We start from the raw sequence: 16,507 nt of genomic DNA on the forward strand, positions 1-16,507 counted from the left end.
GTGGCCGGACACCGGTCCGGCCGGATCACCAACTCGCGGCGGATATTCCGGCCGTGGCGCAGGCCCGCGACAGCGCGGTGCGCAGGGTCTCGCGGTCCGCGGCCAGGCTGACCAGCGCGAGGGTGTAGGTATCGCCGAGTCGGGACAGATACCCGGCGAGCCGGGTGCGAGGGAGATCGGTGATCCCCGGGTGGATCGCGCGCGCGGCGACGCGGTCGCAGTGGTGCGTGCCGACCGCGCGCAGGCTGTCGGGCAGCGTTCCGATGTTGGAGCACAGGATGTCTCGCTCGCCCGCGCCCCGGCTGAGCGCGTAGGCCCAGCGGTCGGGGAGGACCTGGAGGATCTCCTCCGGCAGTCCCGCGGGACTCGACATGCGGCGCAGGTAGGCGGTGCGGGCCTTGTCGCGGATCGTCGCGGGGGTATCGGTGCGGTCGATCGCGATCTCGGTCATCGCGAGGTCGTTGTCCACGCGCGGTTCGTCGCGGGTGTCGACCGGCAGGCTCGCGGCGATCCCCGGATGTTGGAAGCCGGTCTCCCACAGAATGTTCGCCACCAGGTGGATGAACAGGCTGTTGGGAGTTCCGCCGGTCGCGGCGGCGGTGGCGTCCCACTCGGCGGCGTCGAAGACCAGCAGCGTGCTGTGGACGGACCTGTCCGGCGACGGCTCGTGCGTAGTGGTGGCGGGGGGCCGGGGAATCCCACGGCGCAGGGCGCGTGCCGTGCCGCCGATGATGGTGACCCACTGGGCGCGGGCATCGGCCCAGTCCGATGCGGTTGCGAGTGTGTCGGGTAGGTCGTCGTCGATGGCGCCGAGTTCACCGAGGGCGGCGTCGACCGCGTGGATGAGGCCGCGGGCATCGGCCAGCGCGTGCGAACAGGTCAGGGCGACAACGGTTCCGCCGTCGTGCAGCGGCGCGCAGGACAGCCGCCAGCCGGGACCGAACTCCGGGTCGAGGTCGGTGCCGAGTGTGTCGGCCCACGGGAGGATCGCGTGCTCCGGCAGCGGGGTGCCTGCGCGGTCGAGGGGATGGGCCGAGGTGTTCGGCCGCCAGCCGCGCCGCGCTCCGGGGACACGTGCGCGGACCACCCGGCGGCCGAGGTCGCCGACCCGCAGCCGATCGTGGATCCGGTGCAGCAGTGCGGGTTCCATCGCGTCCGGGATCCGCCAGAGCCCCTGGAGGGCGATGGGCGTGCCCATACCGCGATGGGTGCGCAGGAAGATCTCGTCGACGACCGTCAGTCGGTCCATCACCGCTGGTCGGCGCTACCGTGCCTGCCCGCGCCCGCGGCGAAGCGGGCGGCGCCGTCGAGCGCGCCGCCGGTGAGCGCGGTCAGGCCGTGCTGGAATTCGATGCGCATCGCCGCGTCCTCGGGGTGGCCGTGCTGCTCGTAGAGCGCGGCGCGGTCCGAGCGCAGACAGGTCTGCGGGAGGGCGGCCAGCTGGGCGGCCAGTTCCTCGGCGACCCGGCGGGCGTCACCGGTCGGGACGACCCGGGTGACCAGGCCCATCTGCAACGCCTCCGGCGCGCTCACCGGCCTGCCGGTGAGGATCAGGTCCAGTGCCCGGCCCTCACCGATGATCCGGGGCAGCCGCACGGTGCCGCCGTCGATCAGCGGCACGCCCCAGCGCCGGCAGAAGACGCCGAAGGTGGCGTCCTGCTCGGCGATCCGCAGATCGCACCACAGCGCCAGTTCCAGTCCGCCCGCCACGGCGTAGCCGGCGACCGCGGCGATCACCGGCTTGGACAGCCGCAGCCGGGTGGGTCCCATCGGGCCGTCGCCCTCGACGGTGGCCTGATTGCTGTTCTCGGTGCCCAGCGACTTGAGGTCGGCGCCGGCGCAGAAGGTGCCGTGCTCGCCCCACAGCACCGCCACCGAGGCGTTCGGGTCGGCGTCGAACGCCCGGAAGGCGTCGGCCAGGGCGCGGGCGGTCGGGCCGTCGACGGCGTTGCGGGCTTCCGGCCGGTCCAGGATCACGGTGGTGACCGGGCCCGCGTGTTCGACACGTACTGACATCGTTCGACCATACGGCGGATCGCCCCTTGTGTGAAGGGGTGAATCGGTGGTTCACTTCTTCGTATGGTGTACCGCAGGACCCCGGCCGTGCAGGCCCGGCTCGACGCGCAACGGGCGCTGATCGTGCAGGGCGCCACCCGCGTGCTCTCCCGCGACGGCTTCGCCGGGCTCTCGATGGCCGCGGTCGCCGCGGAGGCGGGCGTGGCCACCGGCACGGTCTACAAGCAGTTCGAGAACAAGGCCGAACTGGTCGCCGCGGTCTTCGAGACCGTGGTCGCCCGCGAGGTCGAGGCGGTCCGCGCCGCGGTGGCCGAGGGCGATGTCCTGCAGCGGGTGAGCGCGGCGGTGGAGACCTTCGCCGGGCGCGCGCTCAAGAACCCGAAACTGGCGTACGTGCTGCTGGCCGAGCCGGTCGACGCCGCTGTCGACGCGCAACGGCTCGAGTTCCGGCGCGCGTTCGCCGCCGCGTTCGAAGCCGCGATCGCGCACGGCATCGCCGAGGGCCGCCTGCCCGCGCAGGACACCGCGATCAGCGCCGCCGCGCTGGTCGGCGCGATCGGCGAGGTGCTGGTCGGTCCGCTGGCCGCCGCGCCGCATGCCGAGACCGTCATCCCCGAATTGGTTGCTTTCGCCGTGCGCGCCCTGGGTGCGCGCCCGGAAACGTCGTAGTCGAAGGAGTTCCGGCCATGCCGACCCATGAAGTGTTCAACCAGGTGCCCCCGCTCGTCCCCTTCGACGCCGCGCGCAACCCCGCGCTGCTCGAGGGCCTGCACCGGGAGGGCGCGGGCTGGGCCGAGGCCGAGGTCCGCGAACTCGGCAGGCTCGCGGGCGATGTCGCCGCGCAGGAGTGGGGCAGGCTCGCCAACGAGTACCCGCCGGTGCTGCACACCCACGACCGCTGGGGGCATCGCGTCGACGAGGTGGAGTTCCACCCGCACTGGCACGACCTGATGAATGTCGCTGTCGCGCACGGCCTGCACGGTTCGCCGTGGCTCGACGAGCGGCCCGGCGCGCACACCGCCCGCGCCGCCAAGTTCTACACCTGGGGCATCGCCGACGCCGGGCACATGTGCCCGATCTCGATGACCTACGCGGTGGTGCCCGCGCTGCGCCACAATCCGGAGCTCGCCGCGAAGTACGAACCGCTGCTCGGTTCGCGCACCTACGAATTCGGCCTGCGCGAACCGTCGACCAAGGCCGGGCTCATCGCGGGCATGTCGATGACGGAGAAGCAGGGCGGCTCGGATGTGCGGGCCAACACCACCACCGCCACCCCGCAGCCGGACGGCGCGTACCGGATCGTCGGGCACAAGTGGTTCACCTCCGCGCCCATGTCGGACATGTTCCTGACACTGGCCCAGGCGCCAGGCGGGCTGTCGTGCTTCCTGCTGCCGCGCGTGCTGCCCGACGGCACCCGCAACCCGATCCGCATCCAGCGGCTCAAGGACAAGCTGGGCAACAAGTCCAACGCGTCCTCGGAGATCGAGTACGAGAACGCCACCGGCTGGCTCGTCGGCGCCGAGGGCGCGGGCGTGAAGACGATCATCGAGATGGTCAACATGACCCGCCTCGACTGCGTGATCGGCTCGGCCACCGGCATGCGGCTCGGCGCGGTCACCGCCGTGCACCACGCCAGGCACCGGGAGGCGTTCGGCGCCAAGCTCATCGACCAGCCCGCCATGCGCAATGTGCTGGCCGATCTGGTGATCGAGTCCGATGCCGCGACCACGGTGATGATGCGCCTGGCCGGTGCCACCGACCGCGCGGGCAGCGACCCGGCCGAGGCGGCGCTGCGCCGGATCGCGCTGGCGATCACCAAGTACTGGGTGTGCAAGCGGGCGCCCGCGCACGCGGCCGAGGCGCTGGAATGCCTGGGCGGCAACGGGTATGCCGAGGAGTCCGGCATGCCCCGGCTGTACCGGGAGGCGCCGCTCATGTCGATCTGGGAGGGCTCGGGCAATGTGGCCGCGCTGGACGCGTTGCGCGCCATGGGCCGTCAGCCCGAGACCGTCGAGGCGTACTTCGCCGAGGTCGGCCTCGCCCGCGGCGCCGACCCGCGCCTGGACGACGCGATCGACCGCGTCGGCAAGGAACTCAGCGACCTGTCCGACATCGAGTACCGCGCCCGCCGGGTCGTGGAACTGATGGCACTGGTCCTCCAGGGCGCGCAGCTCGTGCGCCACGGTCACCCGGCGGTCGCCGACGCCTTCTGCGCGACCCGGCTCGGTGCCGACTGGGGCATCGCCTTCGGCACGCTGCCCGTCGGGGCGGACACCGGCTCGATCATCGAACGGGCCTTCGTCGACCTGGCCTGAGCCGCCGTCTCCGCGCCGATCGCGGCCGCCGTCTCCGCGCCGATCGCGGCCGGTGGCGCCGAGCCGGTCGGGGCCACCGCCACGCGCCGCCGTGGCAGGTGGCGTTCCCGCCCGCGTTCTGGATGCTCGTGCCCGGCGGCGCGTGGCGGATCGAGCGGACCGCCACCGGTGCGCCTGTCGACGACCGCCGACGGGCATTCGCTGTCGCCTAGGGTGATCCGGTGACCTCGACGAGCGACCTCCTGTCGGTGCGCGACCTCGCCCGGCGCGTTCCGGCGGCCGGCGTGCCGGGGCAGCGGTACCTGCTCGGTATCGCCGGTCCGCCGGGCGCGGGCAAATCGACGCTGGCGCAAGGGCTGTGCGCCGAACTCGCCCGTGCGGGGCGGCGCGCGGTGGTGGCACCGATGGACGGTTACCACCTGCGCAACTCGGCGCTGCGCGCGCGGGGCGCGCTGGCGCGAAAGGGGGAGCCCGACACCTTCGACGCCGCCGGATTCGTCGCCGACCTGCGCGCGCTGCGGCGGTCGCGGATCGGGGAACCGGTGCCGTGGCCGCTGTTCGACCGGGCGATCGACGAGCCGACCGAGGCCGGAGTGGTCGTGCGCGACGAGGACATCGTCGTCGTCGAGGGCAACTACCTGCTGCTCACCGACACCGAAGCGCCCGGGTGGGCAGCGGTACGCGGGCTGCTCGACGCCTGCTGGTACCTCGACGCGCCCCGCGAGGTCCTCACCGAGCGGCTGCTGCACCGGCACACCGTCGGTGGTCGCACGCCGGCGCAGGCGAAAGTGAAGGTCACCGACAGCGATCTGCGCAATGCCGACCTCGTCGCGGGGAGCAGACCACGTGCCGATCAGGTGCTGACGGCGGACGGGGAGGGCTATCGGATCGGCTAGCTGACTCGGCAGTGGTGGTCGGTCGCGGCCCGCTGTCGGCGCGTACGCGCGGAAATGGGCGCTCGGCGGGCAATCATGGAGCGATGACGCGACGGTGGCGGACCCGCATGCCCGGGCACGCGCTGCGCAACGCGGCGGCGGCCGTGTTCGCGCTGCTGCTCTACTACAGCGTGCCGGTGGGGTTCTTCTTCGACCTGAACGCGTGGCCGGGCCGGGTGATGGGGGTGTGCACCTTCATCGCCGGGATCATCGGGCTCGGCTGGCTGGTCTGGCGTCGGGTCGAGCACTTCCTGAACGCGCCGACCTCGGCGGGCGGCCGGGTCGACGGTGTGCTGCTCGTGGTGTGCGTCGTCTGTGTGGTCTTCTCGCTGTACTACTTCCGGCTCCAGCAGCTGCAACCCGGCCAGTTCCAGGGTCTGACGACGCGCACCGACGCGCTCTACTACACGATGGTCACCCTGGGCACGATCGGTTACGGCGACGTGCACGCGGTGGGTCAGGCGGCCCGCATCGCGACGATGGTGCAGATCGTGTTCGACCTGGTCGTCCTCGGCACGCTGATCTCCATCGCGACCAACAGCGTGAACACCCGGATCGCCGCCGCGGACCGCGCCGCCGCCGCGCGGGCGGCGACGGGCACCGAGGTCAGCGACGATGGGCCCGATACCACTCGATGAGTTCGTCGGTCGACGAATCGCCCTGCGTCACCGGCTGCGCGGGCTCGCTGAGCAGCGGCATCAGCTCCAGCGCCTGTTGCTTGCCCAGCTCGACGCCCCACTGATCGAAACTGTCGATATCCCACACGGTGCCCTCGACGAACACCTGATGCTCGTAGAGGGCGATCAGCTGACCCACCGTCGACGGCGTGAGCTCCGGCGCCAGCACCGTGGTGCTCGGCCGGTTGCCCGGCATCACCTTGTGCGGCACCAGCTCAGGATCGGTGCCCTCGGCGGCGATCTCCTCGGCGGTCTTGCCGAAGGCCAGCACCTTGGTCTGCGCGAACAGGTTGCTCATCAGGATGTCGTGCATGCTGCCGGTGCCGTCGCGGGTCGGCAGGTCGTCGGTGGAGCGGGCGAAACCGAGGAAATCGGCCGGGATCAGCCGGGTGCCCTGGTGCAGCAGCTGGTAGAAGGCGTGCTGGCCGTTGGTGCCCGGCTCGCCCCAGAAGATCTCGCCGGTCGAGGTGGTCACCGGGGTGCCGTCGGCGCGCACCGACTTGCCGTTGGATTCCATCGTCAGCTGTTGCAGATAGGCGGGGAAGCGGGCCAGGTCGTTCGAATACGGCAGCACCGCGCGCGATTCCGCACCGAAGAAATTCGTGTACCAGACCCCGAGCATGGCCAGCAGCACCGGCCCGTTCTGCTCCAGCGGAGCCGTGGCGAAATGCCGGTCGACGGCGTGCATTCCGCTGAGGAATTCGGCGAACTGCTCCTTGCCGATGGTCACCATCACCGACAGGCCGATCGCGGAGTCGACCGAATACCGGCCGCCCACCCAGTCCCAGAAGCCGAACATGTGCGCGGGGTCGATGCCGAACTCGGCCACCCGCTGCGCGTTGGTCGACACCGCGACGAAGTGCTTGGCGACGGCGTCCTCGCCGAGCGCGGCGACCAGCCAGCGCCGGGCCGCGGTCGCGTTGGTCAGGGTCTCCAGGGTGGAGAAGGTCTTGGAGGCGACGATGAACAGCGTCGTCGCCGGGTCGAGCCCGGTGAGCTTGGCGACCAGATCGCACGGGTCGACATTCGAGACGAACCTTGCCTCGATGCCGGGATCGGTGTAGTGGCGCAGCGCGCGGTACACCATGTCGGGCCCGAGATCCGAGCCGCCGATGCCGATATTGACCACGGCGGTGATGCGCTCGCCGGTCGCGCCGCGCCACTCGCCCGAACGCACCGAATCGGCGAATTCGCCCATCCGGCCCAGCACCTCGTGCACCTCGGCGTCGGCGTCGGTGCCGTCGATACTGAGCTGATCGCCGACCGGCAGCCGCAGGGCGATGTGCCCGACCGCGCGGTCCTCGGAGGTGTTGATGTGGGCGCCCGCGTACATCGCGTCGCGCCGTTCCGGCACGCCCGCGGTGCGGGCGAGATCGACGAGCAGCGCGAGGGTTTCGCGCGTCACCCGATGCTTGCTGTAGTCGATGTGCAGGTCGGCGACCCGCACGGTTAGGTCTTTGCCGCGCGCCGGATCATCGGCGAACAGTTTGCGCAGGTGTAGGGGTGCGACGCTGCGGTGGTTGTCCGACAGTGCCTGCCAAGCCGCCGACGCGGTGATGTCGCTGCTCACGTCAGCCGACATTACAGCGTCCGATGAAGTCCGGCGCCGCAGTTGGATGTGCGCTCCCGGCCCGCGGCCTACGCTGACTCCCATGGTGTCCGAACGTGACGTACTCGAATTCGTACCGAAGGGTTTGTGGATCGGCTCCGGGCCGGTCGAGGCGACGGGCGGTGGCACCTTCGCGGTGCGCAATCCCGCCGACGGCTCGGTGATCGCGCAGGTCGCCGATGCCACGCCGGACGACGCGATGCGCGCGCTGGACGCGGCCGTCGCGGCGGGCGAGGCATGGGCGGCGACCCCGTCGCGCGAGCGCGGCGAGATCCTGCGGACGGTGTTCGAGCAGCTGACCGCGCGGGCCGAGGAGTTCGCGCTGCTGATGACCCTCGAGATGGGCAAGGCGCTGGCCGAGAGCCGCAACGAGGTGCGCTACGGCGCCGAGTTCTTCCGGTGGTTCAGCGAGGAGGCGGTGCGGGTGCACGGCCGCTACCTGCACGCGCCGTCGGGAACCGGCCGGATCATGGTGACAAAACAACCGGTCGGTCCGTGTCTGGCGATCACGCCGTGGAACTTCCCGCTCGCCATGGGCACCCGCAAGATCGGGCCCGCGCTCGCCGCGGGCTGCACGATGATCGTCAAGCCCGCCTCGGCGACCCCGCTGACCATGCTGGCGCTGGCCAAGCTGTGCAGCGAGGCCGGGCTGCCCGACGGCGTGCTGTCGGTGGTCACGACCCAGCGTTCCGGTGCCGTCACCGGCCCGCTGATCGACGATCCGCGGCTGCGCAAACTCACCTTCACCGGGTCCACCGAGGTCGGTAAAAAGCTCGTCTCGGCGTCGGCGAACCGGCTGCTGCGCACCTCGATGGAGCTGGGTGGCAATGCCCCGTTCGTCGTGTTCGACGACGCCGACATCGACGCGGCGGTGGCGGGCGCGATGCAGGCGAAGCTGCGCAACGGCGGCGAGGCGTGCACCGCGGCCAACCGCTTCCACGTGCAGCGCGGGGTGGTCGCCGAGTTCACCGCCAAGCTGGTCGCCGCGATGACCGACACCGTGGTGCTCGGGCCGGGCACCGATCCGGCCAGCACCCTCGGTCCGCTGGTCAGCGAGGAGCAGCGGGAGATCGTCAGCGAGCTGGTCGACGACGCCGTCGACCAGGGCGCCCAGCTGCTGCTCGGCGGCAAGGCACCCGGTGGCCCCGGCTGGTTCTACCCGGCCACCGTCCTCGGTGACGTGCCCGCCTCGGCGCGCATCCTGCGCGAGGAGGTCTTCGGCCCGGTTGCCCCGATCGTCGCCTTCGATACCGAGGAGGAGGGTGTCGCCGCCGCCAACGACACCGAATACGGCCTGGTCAGCTACCTGTACACGCGGGACCTTGACCGGGCGCTGCGGGTGTCGGAGGCGCTGGAGACGGGCATGGTCGGCGTCAATCGCGGCGTCATCTCCGACCCGGCCGCGCCGTTCGGTGGCGTCAAGGAATCGGGCTTCGGGCGCGAGGGCGGCATCGAGGGCATCGAGGAATACCTGAACACGAAGTACGTCGCGCTGACCTGAGACACGAAACCGCCCCGGGGAAGGTGTCGCACCCGGGGCGGCTTTGTGGATGCGGCGAACTGGTGGTCCGCCGCGTGGCTTGGTCGGTGCCTAGCGGCCGAGGCGACCTCGGCCGAGGCGGAGCAGGAGCATGGCGAGGGTGTGGCCCTCCTGGCCGAGCTCACTGAAGCGCTCGAGCACCTTCATCTCGCGGCTGTGGACCAGGCGCGGACCACCGGAGGCCATCCGGGTACGGCCGATGATCCGGGAGATCTCGCTCCGGCGTTTGATCGCGGCGAGGATCGTGGCGTCGAGCTGGTCGATCTCGAGGCGGAGCTTCTCGATCTCCGCCTCGGATTGCGGCAGAGCCGAATCGGACCCGGTGGTCGTAGCAGGGGTGCTCATCATTCATCTCCTCGTGTCAGAACTTGGATCGGTGGGGCCGCACGGCCTGTTACCCGATCTGTTCCTTCACCCTGAAACTTTCCCGATGGGCGGTACGTGATCCCCCCGGGAGTGCGCAAATAGCCGCGCGCACCGCCACGATATCGGATCGTTTGCCGATCCGGGCATGCGGAGAAGCACTGGCCATGAGGCCCAGTGTGCCACGGGCCCCCAGCCATGCAAAACAGTTGTGTTTGTGAATCAGCTGAGAAGCCCGCGGTTCGCCGCCTGTCGGTGCCCGCCGGTAGCGTGGACAGACGATGGATATCACGGTCGCTCCCCACGCCTCAGCCGCCGATCCCAGTGAACCAGCGTCCGCGCCCGCGGAGCTATCGCGCCGGGACGGTGGTGGTTCCGGCGCGTCCGGTGGCGGGCTGGCCGAGGCGGCGGCGCGGCACAGCGCCGAGCAGGAACAGCGCCGCAAGGAACGCGAGCAGCGCCGCGTCGAGGAGACCGAACGCCTGCTCGACGGACTGAATCCGCAGCAGCGCGCGGCCGTCGTGCACGCGGGCTCGCCCCTGCTGATCGTCGCGGGCGCCGGCTCGGGCAAGACCGCGGTGCTCACCCGGCGCATCGCCTACCTGCTCGCCGCGCGCGGCGTGCACACCGGGCAGATCCTGGCGATCACCTTCACCAACAAGGCCGCCGCCGAGATGCGCGAGCGGGTCGCGGGGCTGGTCGGCCCGCGCGCGGCCAGCATGTGGGTCTCGACGTTCCATTCCAGCTGTGTGCGCATTCTGCGGATGCAGGCCGCCCTGTTGCCGGGCCTGAATTCGAATTTCTCCATCTACGACGCCGACGATTCGCGCCGTTTGCTGACGATGATCAGCCGCGATTTCGACATCGACACCAAGAAGTATTCGGCGCGGTTGCTGGCCACCGCAATTTCCAACTTGAAGAACGAACTCATCGGGCCCGAGCAGGCCGCCGCCGACGCCGAGGCCGACGAGACCGAACTGCCCGCGCTGGTGGCCCGGGTCTACGCCGAGTACCAGAAGCGGCTGCGCGCGGCCAACGCCATGGACTTCGACGACCTGATCGGCGAGACGGTCGCGCTGTTGCAGAACCACCCGCAGGTGGCCGAGTACTACCGGCGCCGGTTCCGGCACGTCCTGGTCGACGAGTACCAGGACACCAACCACGCGCAGTACGTCCTGGTGCGTGAACTCGTCGGCCACCACAGCGCGCAGACCGACGAGGAAGCCGGCGTCGAGCCGAGCGAGCTGTGCGTGGTCGGCGACGCGGATCAGTCCATCTACGCCTTCCGCGGCGCGACGATCCGCAACATCGAGGAATTCGAGCGCGATTTCCCCGACGCGGAAACCATTCTGCTGGAGCAGAACTACCGCTCCACCCAGCACATCCTCTCCGCCGCCAACGCGGTGATCTCGCGCAACGAGGGCCGGCGCGAGAAGAAGCTGTGGACCGACTCGGGCGAGGGCGAGCTGATCACCGGCTACGTCGCCGACAACGAGCACGACGAGGCCGCGTTCGTCGCCAAGGAGATCGACAAGCTGGTCGACGCGGGCGACGCGAACTACGGCGATGTCGCGGTCTTCTACCGCACCAACAACAATTCGCGGGCGCTGGAGGAGATCTTCATCCGGATGGGCCTGCCGTACAAGGTGGTCGGCGGCGTCCGGTTCTACGAGCGCAAGGAAGTCCGCGATGTGGTGGCCTACCTGCGCGTGCTGGAGAACCCCGACGACGCGGTGAGCCTGCGCCGCATCCTCAACACCCCGCGCCGCGGGATCGGCGATCGCGCCGAGGCGTGCGTCGCGGTGCACGCCGAACAGCGCGACATCGGCTTCGCCGCCGCGCTGCGCGACGCCGCCGACGGCAAGGTCGCGCTGCTGAACACCAGGGCGGTGCGGGCCATCGCCGGCTTCCTCGACCTGCTCGACGAGATCCGCGCGGCCGGAAAGCGTGCCGACAGCGAGTATCCCGACGTGGGCAATGTCGTCGACGCGGTGCTCGACCGCACCGGGTACCGGGCCGAACTGGAAGCCTCCGACGATCCGCAGGACGGCGCGCGCCTGGACAACCTGAACGAACTGGTCAGCGTGGCCCGCGAATTCAGCTCCGAGGCGTTCAACAACGCCGAGGCCGCGCGCGAGGAGGGCCTGCTGCCGGAGGCGGGCGACGGCGAACCCGAGCCCGGCTCGCTCGCGGCGTTCCTCGAGCGGGTGTCGCTGGTGGCCGACACCGACCAGATCCCCGACGAGGGGTCAGGCGTGGTCACGATGATGACGCTGCACACCGCGAAGGGCCTGGAGTTCCCGGTCGTCTTCGTGACCGGCTGGGAGGACGGCCAGTTCCCGCACATGCGCGCGCTGGGCGATCCGACCGAGCTGGCCGAGGAGCGCAGGCTCGCCTACGTCGGCATCACCAGGGCGCGGCAGCGGCTCTATCTCTCGCGTGCCGTGGTGCGCTCGGGCTGGGGCCAGCCGGTGTCGAACCCGGAATCGCGGTTCCTGCAGGAGATCCCGCAGCACCTGCTGGACTGGCGTCGCCTGGAGCCGGTGGTCTCGCCCGTCCAGCGTGGCCGCAGGCGCGAGGAGAGCGGTTTCGAACGCGACTGGACCAGGGGCGACGGCTGGGACCAGCGTCCCGGTGTGCGCGGCGGCACCGGCCAGCGCAGGCCCGCGCCGGGCGGCGGCGCGGTCAAGCGGAACAACACCGATCTCGTACTCGCCGTGGGCGATCGGGTCAGCGACGACAAGTACGGCCTGGGCCGGGTGGTCGCCGCCGACGGTGTCGGCCCGTTGGCGACCGTCACCATCGACTTCGGCACGGCCGGAAAGATCCGGCTGATCCCCCAGTTCAGCCGGACCATTGTGAAGCTGTAGGGCGAACCTCAGTGCGGCAGTAGATCCGTCAGGGCTTCGTCGAGAGTCGGATAGCGGAAGGCGAAGCCCGCCTTGTGCAGGACTTCCGAGGTGGCGTGGCGGCCGGTCAGGCCGAGAGCCGGGTCGGTGCGCAGGACGACGGCGCCGACCTTCAGGATCGCCGCCGGGGTCGGCGGCGACGGTGGCCGGTGCAGCAGGCGGCGCAGGGTCGCCATGAGTTCGGTGTTGCGGACCGGGAATTCGGTCGCGGCGACGAGGATGCCGTCGGGGAGGCCGAGGTCGGGATCGAGGCCGAGCGTCGCCCGGACGACGGCGAGCCAGTCCTCGATGTGGATCCAGCTGAACCACTGGTCACCGGGGCCGACCCGGCCGCCGAGGCCCGCCTTGGTGAGCTGGGCGAGACGCTTCAGCGCGGGCGCGTCGGGGTCGAGGACGATGGAGGTGCGCAGGATCGTCCAGTGCGCGGCGCGGGCCGGATCGAACGCCTCCTCCCACGGCTGGGCGACGCCGGTCATCTGCGGCAGGCCCACGGGCAGGGGAGTGGTTTCGGTGCAGCGGGTTTCGCCCGCGTCCGACCAGATCGCGGTGGTGCTGGCCTGCACCCAGTAGTCGACCGGGGTGTCGCGCAGCCCGGCGGCGGCGACCAGGGCGGCGGTGGAATCGACCCGGCTGGTGCGCAGTTCGGTGATGTTGCGTTCGGTGGGCCGGCAGTCGACCAGCTTGCCCGCCAGGTTGATCACCGCGAGCCTGCCCGGTTCCCGCAGTTCCGCGGCCCAGGCGCCGACCGAGCGGCCGTCCCATTCGGTCTGCCGGAACGGCAGCGCGGGCACGCGCCTGCGGGTGAGCAGGGTGACGCGCTGGCCGCGACAGGTGAGGTCGGCGGCGATCTGGGTGCCGAGCGCACCGGTGCCACCGGCGATGACCACGGTGAGCGCGTCGTCGGCGGGCACCAGCCCGGCCAGCCGCGCCAGCCGCGAGAAGTTCACGCGCGCATCGGTTTCGATGAACGGCCGGACCACCGCGCGCGCCGCCGCGGCGGACGGACCGGTGAACCGCAGCTCCTGGGTGATCTCGGTGCCGCCGTCGCGCGGGGTCAGCCGCCAGGTGAGCCGCATGGTCCCGGCGGGTTCGGGCTGTTCGATGCTCAGTTCCCGGTCGGGGATGACGGTGGTGACGGTGAACGATTCGCCGAATCGGCCGTGAATACGCGCCGCGACCTGTCCGCTCGGCAGGTAGTCACCGGTGGCGCCGACGGCGACCGGCCCGTGCATCCGCACCGACCGCACGCCCGGATTCCACTCCGGCCACTGTTCGAGATCCCCCAGGACGCTCCACACGGATTCCGGTGGGAGCGCGATGAACTGCGTGTACTTCGTCGTACCAGCCATGACTGGAACGCTAACCGGGACCGGCGGCACTGGGAAGGGTGCCGCTGATCACCTCACCTCAGTCGCGCTGGGCGCCCAGGCTGATGCCGCGGGTGGCCAGCCACGGGACCGGATCGATCTTGTCGGTGCCGTTGAGCCACACCTCGAAGTGGCAGTGCGGGCCGGTGGAGAAGCCGCGGTTGCCCATGGTGGCGATCTGATCGCCCGCCATGACCCGCTCACCCTGCACCACGGTCGCGGTGTCGATGTGGCCGTAGATCGTGACGGTGCCGTCGTCGTGCAGGACGCGCACCCACATGCCGAAGCCGGAGGCGGGCCCGGCCTCGATGACGGTGCCGTCGGCGACCGAGTAGATCGGGGTACCGATCGGACCGGCGACGTCGATGCCGAGGTGCTGCACACCCCAGCGGGCGCCGAAACCGGAGGTGTAGTTACCGGAGGTGAACTTCGCGAACAGCGGGCGCAGCTTGGCCGATTCCTGCGCGGCGAGATCTTCGGCGAACTTCTGGCCCTTGGCGAGGATGTCGTCGAAGTGGCTCTTGTCGGCGATGGTGGTGGCGTCGAGAACCGAAGCGCCGGTGCCGTTCTCGTCGAGATCGGCGGTGCTCATCGACTGGGCCGCGATCTCGTGGATCTGACCGGCGGCCTCGTAGTCGACACCGTGCGCAGGCTGGCCCGGATCGGCCATCGCGGCCTGACCGGCGGCGACGACAGCGCCCGCGGCGACGGCGATGACCGCGGCGCGGCCCTTCAGCGCGGCGGGGGGAGCGGGCACGCGGTGCGCGCCACCACGACGTTCGGCGCGGCGCGGCGCCTGCTCTTCGGATTCGGTGGCGCGGGTGGGCTCCCACGAGGTGGCGTAGGTGCCGGAGTCATAGGTGTCGGACTCGTCCGGAGTCCACTCGTCCTCGGCGGGGGTCCACGCGTTGTCGGCGTTCCAGTGGTTCTGGTCCTGCCAGGTGTTCTGCTGCGGCCACGCGGGCTCGGGCGCCGCGGCGGGCGCGCGCCTGCCCTGCGGGTGCGAGGTGTACTCGTCGGTGTACCGGTAACGGTGGCCGGAGTTGGTGCGATCTTCGACTGTGAAGGTGGAGCGGTGGTTCATCGGCTGCGCCGAATCGCCGACGGCTGTTCCAAGCGAGTGCTGACGTGCCTCAAGCTTGTCGTCCTCCTCAGTCCTGACTTGCCAGTCGTGACCTGGTTGTCGTGACCTGGTTGTGACTTCGACCGCATTGACGGTAACGAAGCGATTGCAGAGTGGCAAGCGCTGGTCGAAAACGTACCGTAGTGTGTGAGATTCGTCACCGTAACGCGTCGGAATATCTCACCATTTCGAGGCCTCTCGGGTGAGGACCTTCGACGACATAACGTAGTAGATCGTGAGGGGTCACGGGTTTACATGTCCCGACCTGCCACGGTGTCGGAAATCGCCGAAAAACTACTCACCAGTAGCCTTGGCCAGCGGTTTTCCCGACCTCCCGTAACACGTCGTGACCTGCGCCACTTAGGATGAATGTGGCCGATTGGCCCTCCATGTGACTGGTTAGAGTCCGACCCGACCCGCTACCGACGTCGGGCCGCCAACAAAGACGTTGTCATAGCAACGCAGACGAGACGGTGAGTACATGGATCTCTTCGAATATCAGGCGAAGGAGCTCTTCGTTAAGCACGGAGTGCCTTCGTCCGAGGGTCGTGTTTGCGACACGGCCGAAGAAGCTCGCGCGATTGCCGAGGAAATCGGCAAGCCGGTGATGGTCAAGGCGCAGGTCAAGGTGGGCGGCCGTGGTAAGGCGGGTGGCGTCAAGTACGCCGCCACCCCGGAGGACGCGTTCACGCACGCGCAGAACATTCTCGGCCTGGACATCAAGGGCCACATCGTCAAGAAGCTCCTTGTCGCCGAGGCCAAGGACATCGCGGAGGAGTACTACATCTCCTTCCTGCTCGATCGGTCCAACCGCACCTACCTGGCCATGTGTTCGGTCGAGGGCGGCATGGAGATCGAAGAGGTCGCGGAGAAGACCCCCGAGCGCCTCGCCAAGATCGCCGTGGACGCCGTCAAGGGTGTCGACCTGGCCTTCGCCCGTGAGATCGCGGAGAAGGGCCACCTGCCCGCCGACGTGCTCGACGCCGCGGCCGTGACCATCCAGAAGCTGTGGGAGGTCTTCATCTCCGAAGACACCACCCTGGTCGAGGTCAACCCGCTGGTGCGCACCCCGCAGGACGAGATCCTCGCCCTCGACGGCAAGGTCACCCTGGACGAGAACGCCGAGTACCGGCACCCCGATCACCTGAACTTCGCCGACGTCGACGCGACCGACCCGCTCGAGCTGAAGGCCAAGGAGAACGACCTCAACTACGTCAAGCTCGACGGTGAGGTCGGCATCATCGGCAACGGCGCCGGCCTGGTCATGTCGACCCTGGACGTCGTCGCGTACGCCGGTGAGAACCACGGCGGCGTGAAGCCGGCCAACTTCCTCGACATCGGCGGTGGCGCTTCGGCTTCCGTGATGGCCGCGGGTCTGGACGTCATCCTGGGCGACGCGCAGGTCAAGAGCGTGTTCGTCAACGTGTTCGGTGGCATCACCGCGTGCGACGCGGTCGCCAACGGCATCGTGAAGGCGCTGGAGATCCTCGGCGACGCGGCCACCAAGCCGCTGGTCGTCCGTCTCGACGGCAACAACGTCGACGAGGGCCGCAAGATCCTCGCCGAGGCCAACCACCCGCTGGTGACGCTGGCCCAGACCATGGACGAAGGCGCCGACAAGGCTGCCGAACTGGCCGCAGCCAAGTAAGGAAC

General features: G+C 70.1%; 13 protein-coding genes. 7 read left to right on the forward strand and 6 right to left on the reverse strand.

What is annotated here, in order from left to right; translation table 11 throughout:
• Positions 1-25: 25 nt before the first annotated feature.
• A complete protein-coding gene (locus AB0H54_RS04735; protein WP_357342749.1) occupies positions 26-1,249 on the reverse strand; it encodes a hypothetical protein in 1,224 nt (407 codons plus the stop codon).
• On the reverse strand, positions 1,249-2,016 hold the full coding sequence (locus AB0H54_RS04740) for a crotonase/enoyl-CoA hydratase family protein (RefSeq protein ID WP_357342751.1): 768 nt from the start codon (positions 2,014-2,016) through the stop codon (positions 1,249-1,251). The genes AB0H54_RS04735 and AB0H54_RS04740 overlap by 1 nt, the downstream gene beginning before the upstream one ends.
• A 63-nt stretch (positions 2,017-2,079) precedes the next feature.
• Between AB0H54_RS04740 and AB0H54_RS04745 the strand changes: the two genes are divergently transcribed.
• The 4 genes from AB0H54_RS04745 to AB0H54_RS04760 all read left to right on the forward strand — a co-directional run bounded on the left by AB0H54_RS04745 (position 2,080) and on the right by AB0H54_RS04760 (position 5,904).
• Positions 2,080-2,685, forward strand: a complete 606-nt coding sequence (locus tag AB0H54_RS04745; RefSeq protein WP_355273547.1) for a TetR/AcrR family transcriptional regulator — start codon at positions 2,080-2,082, stop codon at positions 2,683-2,685.
• A gap of 17 nt (positions 2,686-2,702) precedes the next feature.
• The gene (locus tag AB0H54_RS04750; RefSeq protein ID WP_357342753.1) at positions 2,703-4,331 is read left to right on the forward strand and encodes an acyl-CoA dehydrogenase family protein; all 1,629 of its coding nucleotides are present in this window, start codon (positions 2,703-2,705) and stop codon (positions 4,329-4,331) included.
• A 221-nt stretch (positions 4,332-4,552) separates the two neighbouring features.
• A complete protein-coding gene (locus tag AB0H54_RS04755) occupies positions 4,553-5,227 on the forward strand; it encodes a nucleoside/nucleotide kinase family protein (RefSeq protein ID WP_357342754.1) in 675 nt (224 codons plus the stop codon).
• 83 nt (positions 5,228-5,310) lie between these two features.
• The gene (locus AB0H54_RS04760; RefSeq protein ID WP_357342756.1) at positions 5,311-5,904 is read left to right on the forward strand and encodes a potassium channel family protein; all 594 of its coding nucleotides are present in this window, start codon (positions 5,311-5,313) and stop codon (positions 5,902-5,904) included.
• Here the strand turns inward: AB0H54_RS04760 and pgi are convergent.
• A complete protein-coding gene (gene pgi, locus AB0H54_RS04765; protein WP_357342758.1) occupies positions 5,873-7,513 on the reverse strand; it encodes a glucose-6-phosphate isomerase in 1,641 nt (546 codons plus the stop codon). The genes AB0H54_RS04760 and pgi overlap by 32 nt on opposite strands.
• A gap of 82 nt (positions 7,514-7,595) precedes the next feature.
• On the opposite strand from pgi, the gene AB0H54_RS04770 reads away from it, so the two are divergent.
• The gene (locus AB0H54_RS04770) at positions 7,596-9,053 is read left to right on the forward strand and encodes an NAD-dependent succinate-semialdehyde dehydrogenase (protein ID WP_357342760.1); all 1,458 of its coding nucleotides are present in this window, start codon (positions 7,596-7,598) and stop codon (positions 9,051-9,053) included.
• A 90-nt stretch (positions 9,054-9,143) separates the two neighbouring features.
• Here the strand turns inward: AB0H54_RS04770 and AB0H54_RS04775 are convergent, their stop codons facing one another.
• Entirely contained in the window at positions 9,144-9,437 is a 294-nt protein-coding gene (locus tag AB0H54_RS04775) for a chorismate mutase (RefSeq protein WP_022566231.1), read from the reverse strand.
• A 299-nt stretch (positions 9,438-9,736) separates the two neighbouring features.
• Here AB0H54_RS04775 and pcrA point away from each other — a divergent pair, with 299 nt between their 5' ends.
• Positions 9,737-12,325 carry a DNA helicase PcrA gene (gene pcrA, locus AB0H54_RS04780; protein WP_357342762.1) on the forward strand — a complete coding sequence of 863 codons (2,589 nt, stop codon included), beginning with the start codon at positions 9,737-9,739 and terminating at the stop codon, positions 12,323-12,325.
• An 8-nt stretch (positions 12,326-12,333) separates the two neighbouring features.
• Here pcrA and AB0H54_RS04785 read toward each other — a convergent pair whose 3' ends face one another.
• Together AB0H54_RS04785 and AB0H54_RS04790 are read right to left on the reverse strand one after the other, a co-directional pair.
• Positions 12,334-13,713: a DUF1731 domain-containing protein gene (locus AB0H54_RS04785; protein WP_357342764.1), complete on the reverse strand. Its 1,380-nt coding sequence runs from the start codon at positions 13,711-13,713 to the stop codon at positions 12,334-12,336.
• A gap of 58 nt (positions 13,714-13,771) precedes the next feature.
• Positions 13,772-14,815, reverse strand: a complete 1,044-nt coding sequence (locus AB0H54_RS04790; protein WP_357342766.1) for a M23 family metallopeptidase — start codon at positions 14,813-14,815, stop codon at positions 13,772-13,774.
• 520 nt (positions 14,816-15,335) lie between these two features.
• Between AB0H54_RS04790 and sucC the strand changes: the two genes are divergently transcribed.
• Positions 15,336-16,502, forward strand: a complete 1,167-nt coding sequence (gene sucC, locus AB0H54_RS04795; protein WP_355273526.1) for an ADP-forming succinate--CoA ligase subunit beta — start codon at positions 15,336-15,338, stop codon at positions 16,500-16,502.
• The last annotated feature ends 5 nt before the right edge of the window (positions 16,503-16,507 follow it).

It is taken from the genome of Nocardia sp. NPDC050718, from assembly GCF_040654235.1.
Taxonomy (GTDB): Bacteria; Actinomycetota; Actinomycetes; order Mycobacteriales; family Mycobacteriaceae; genus Nocardia.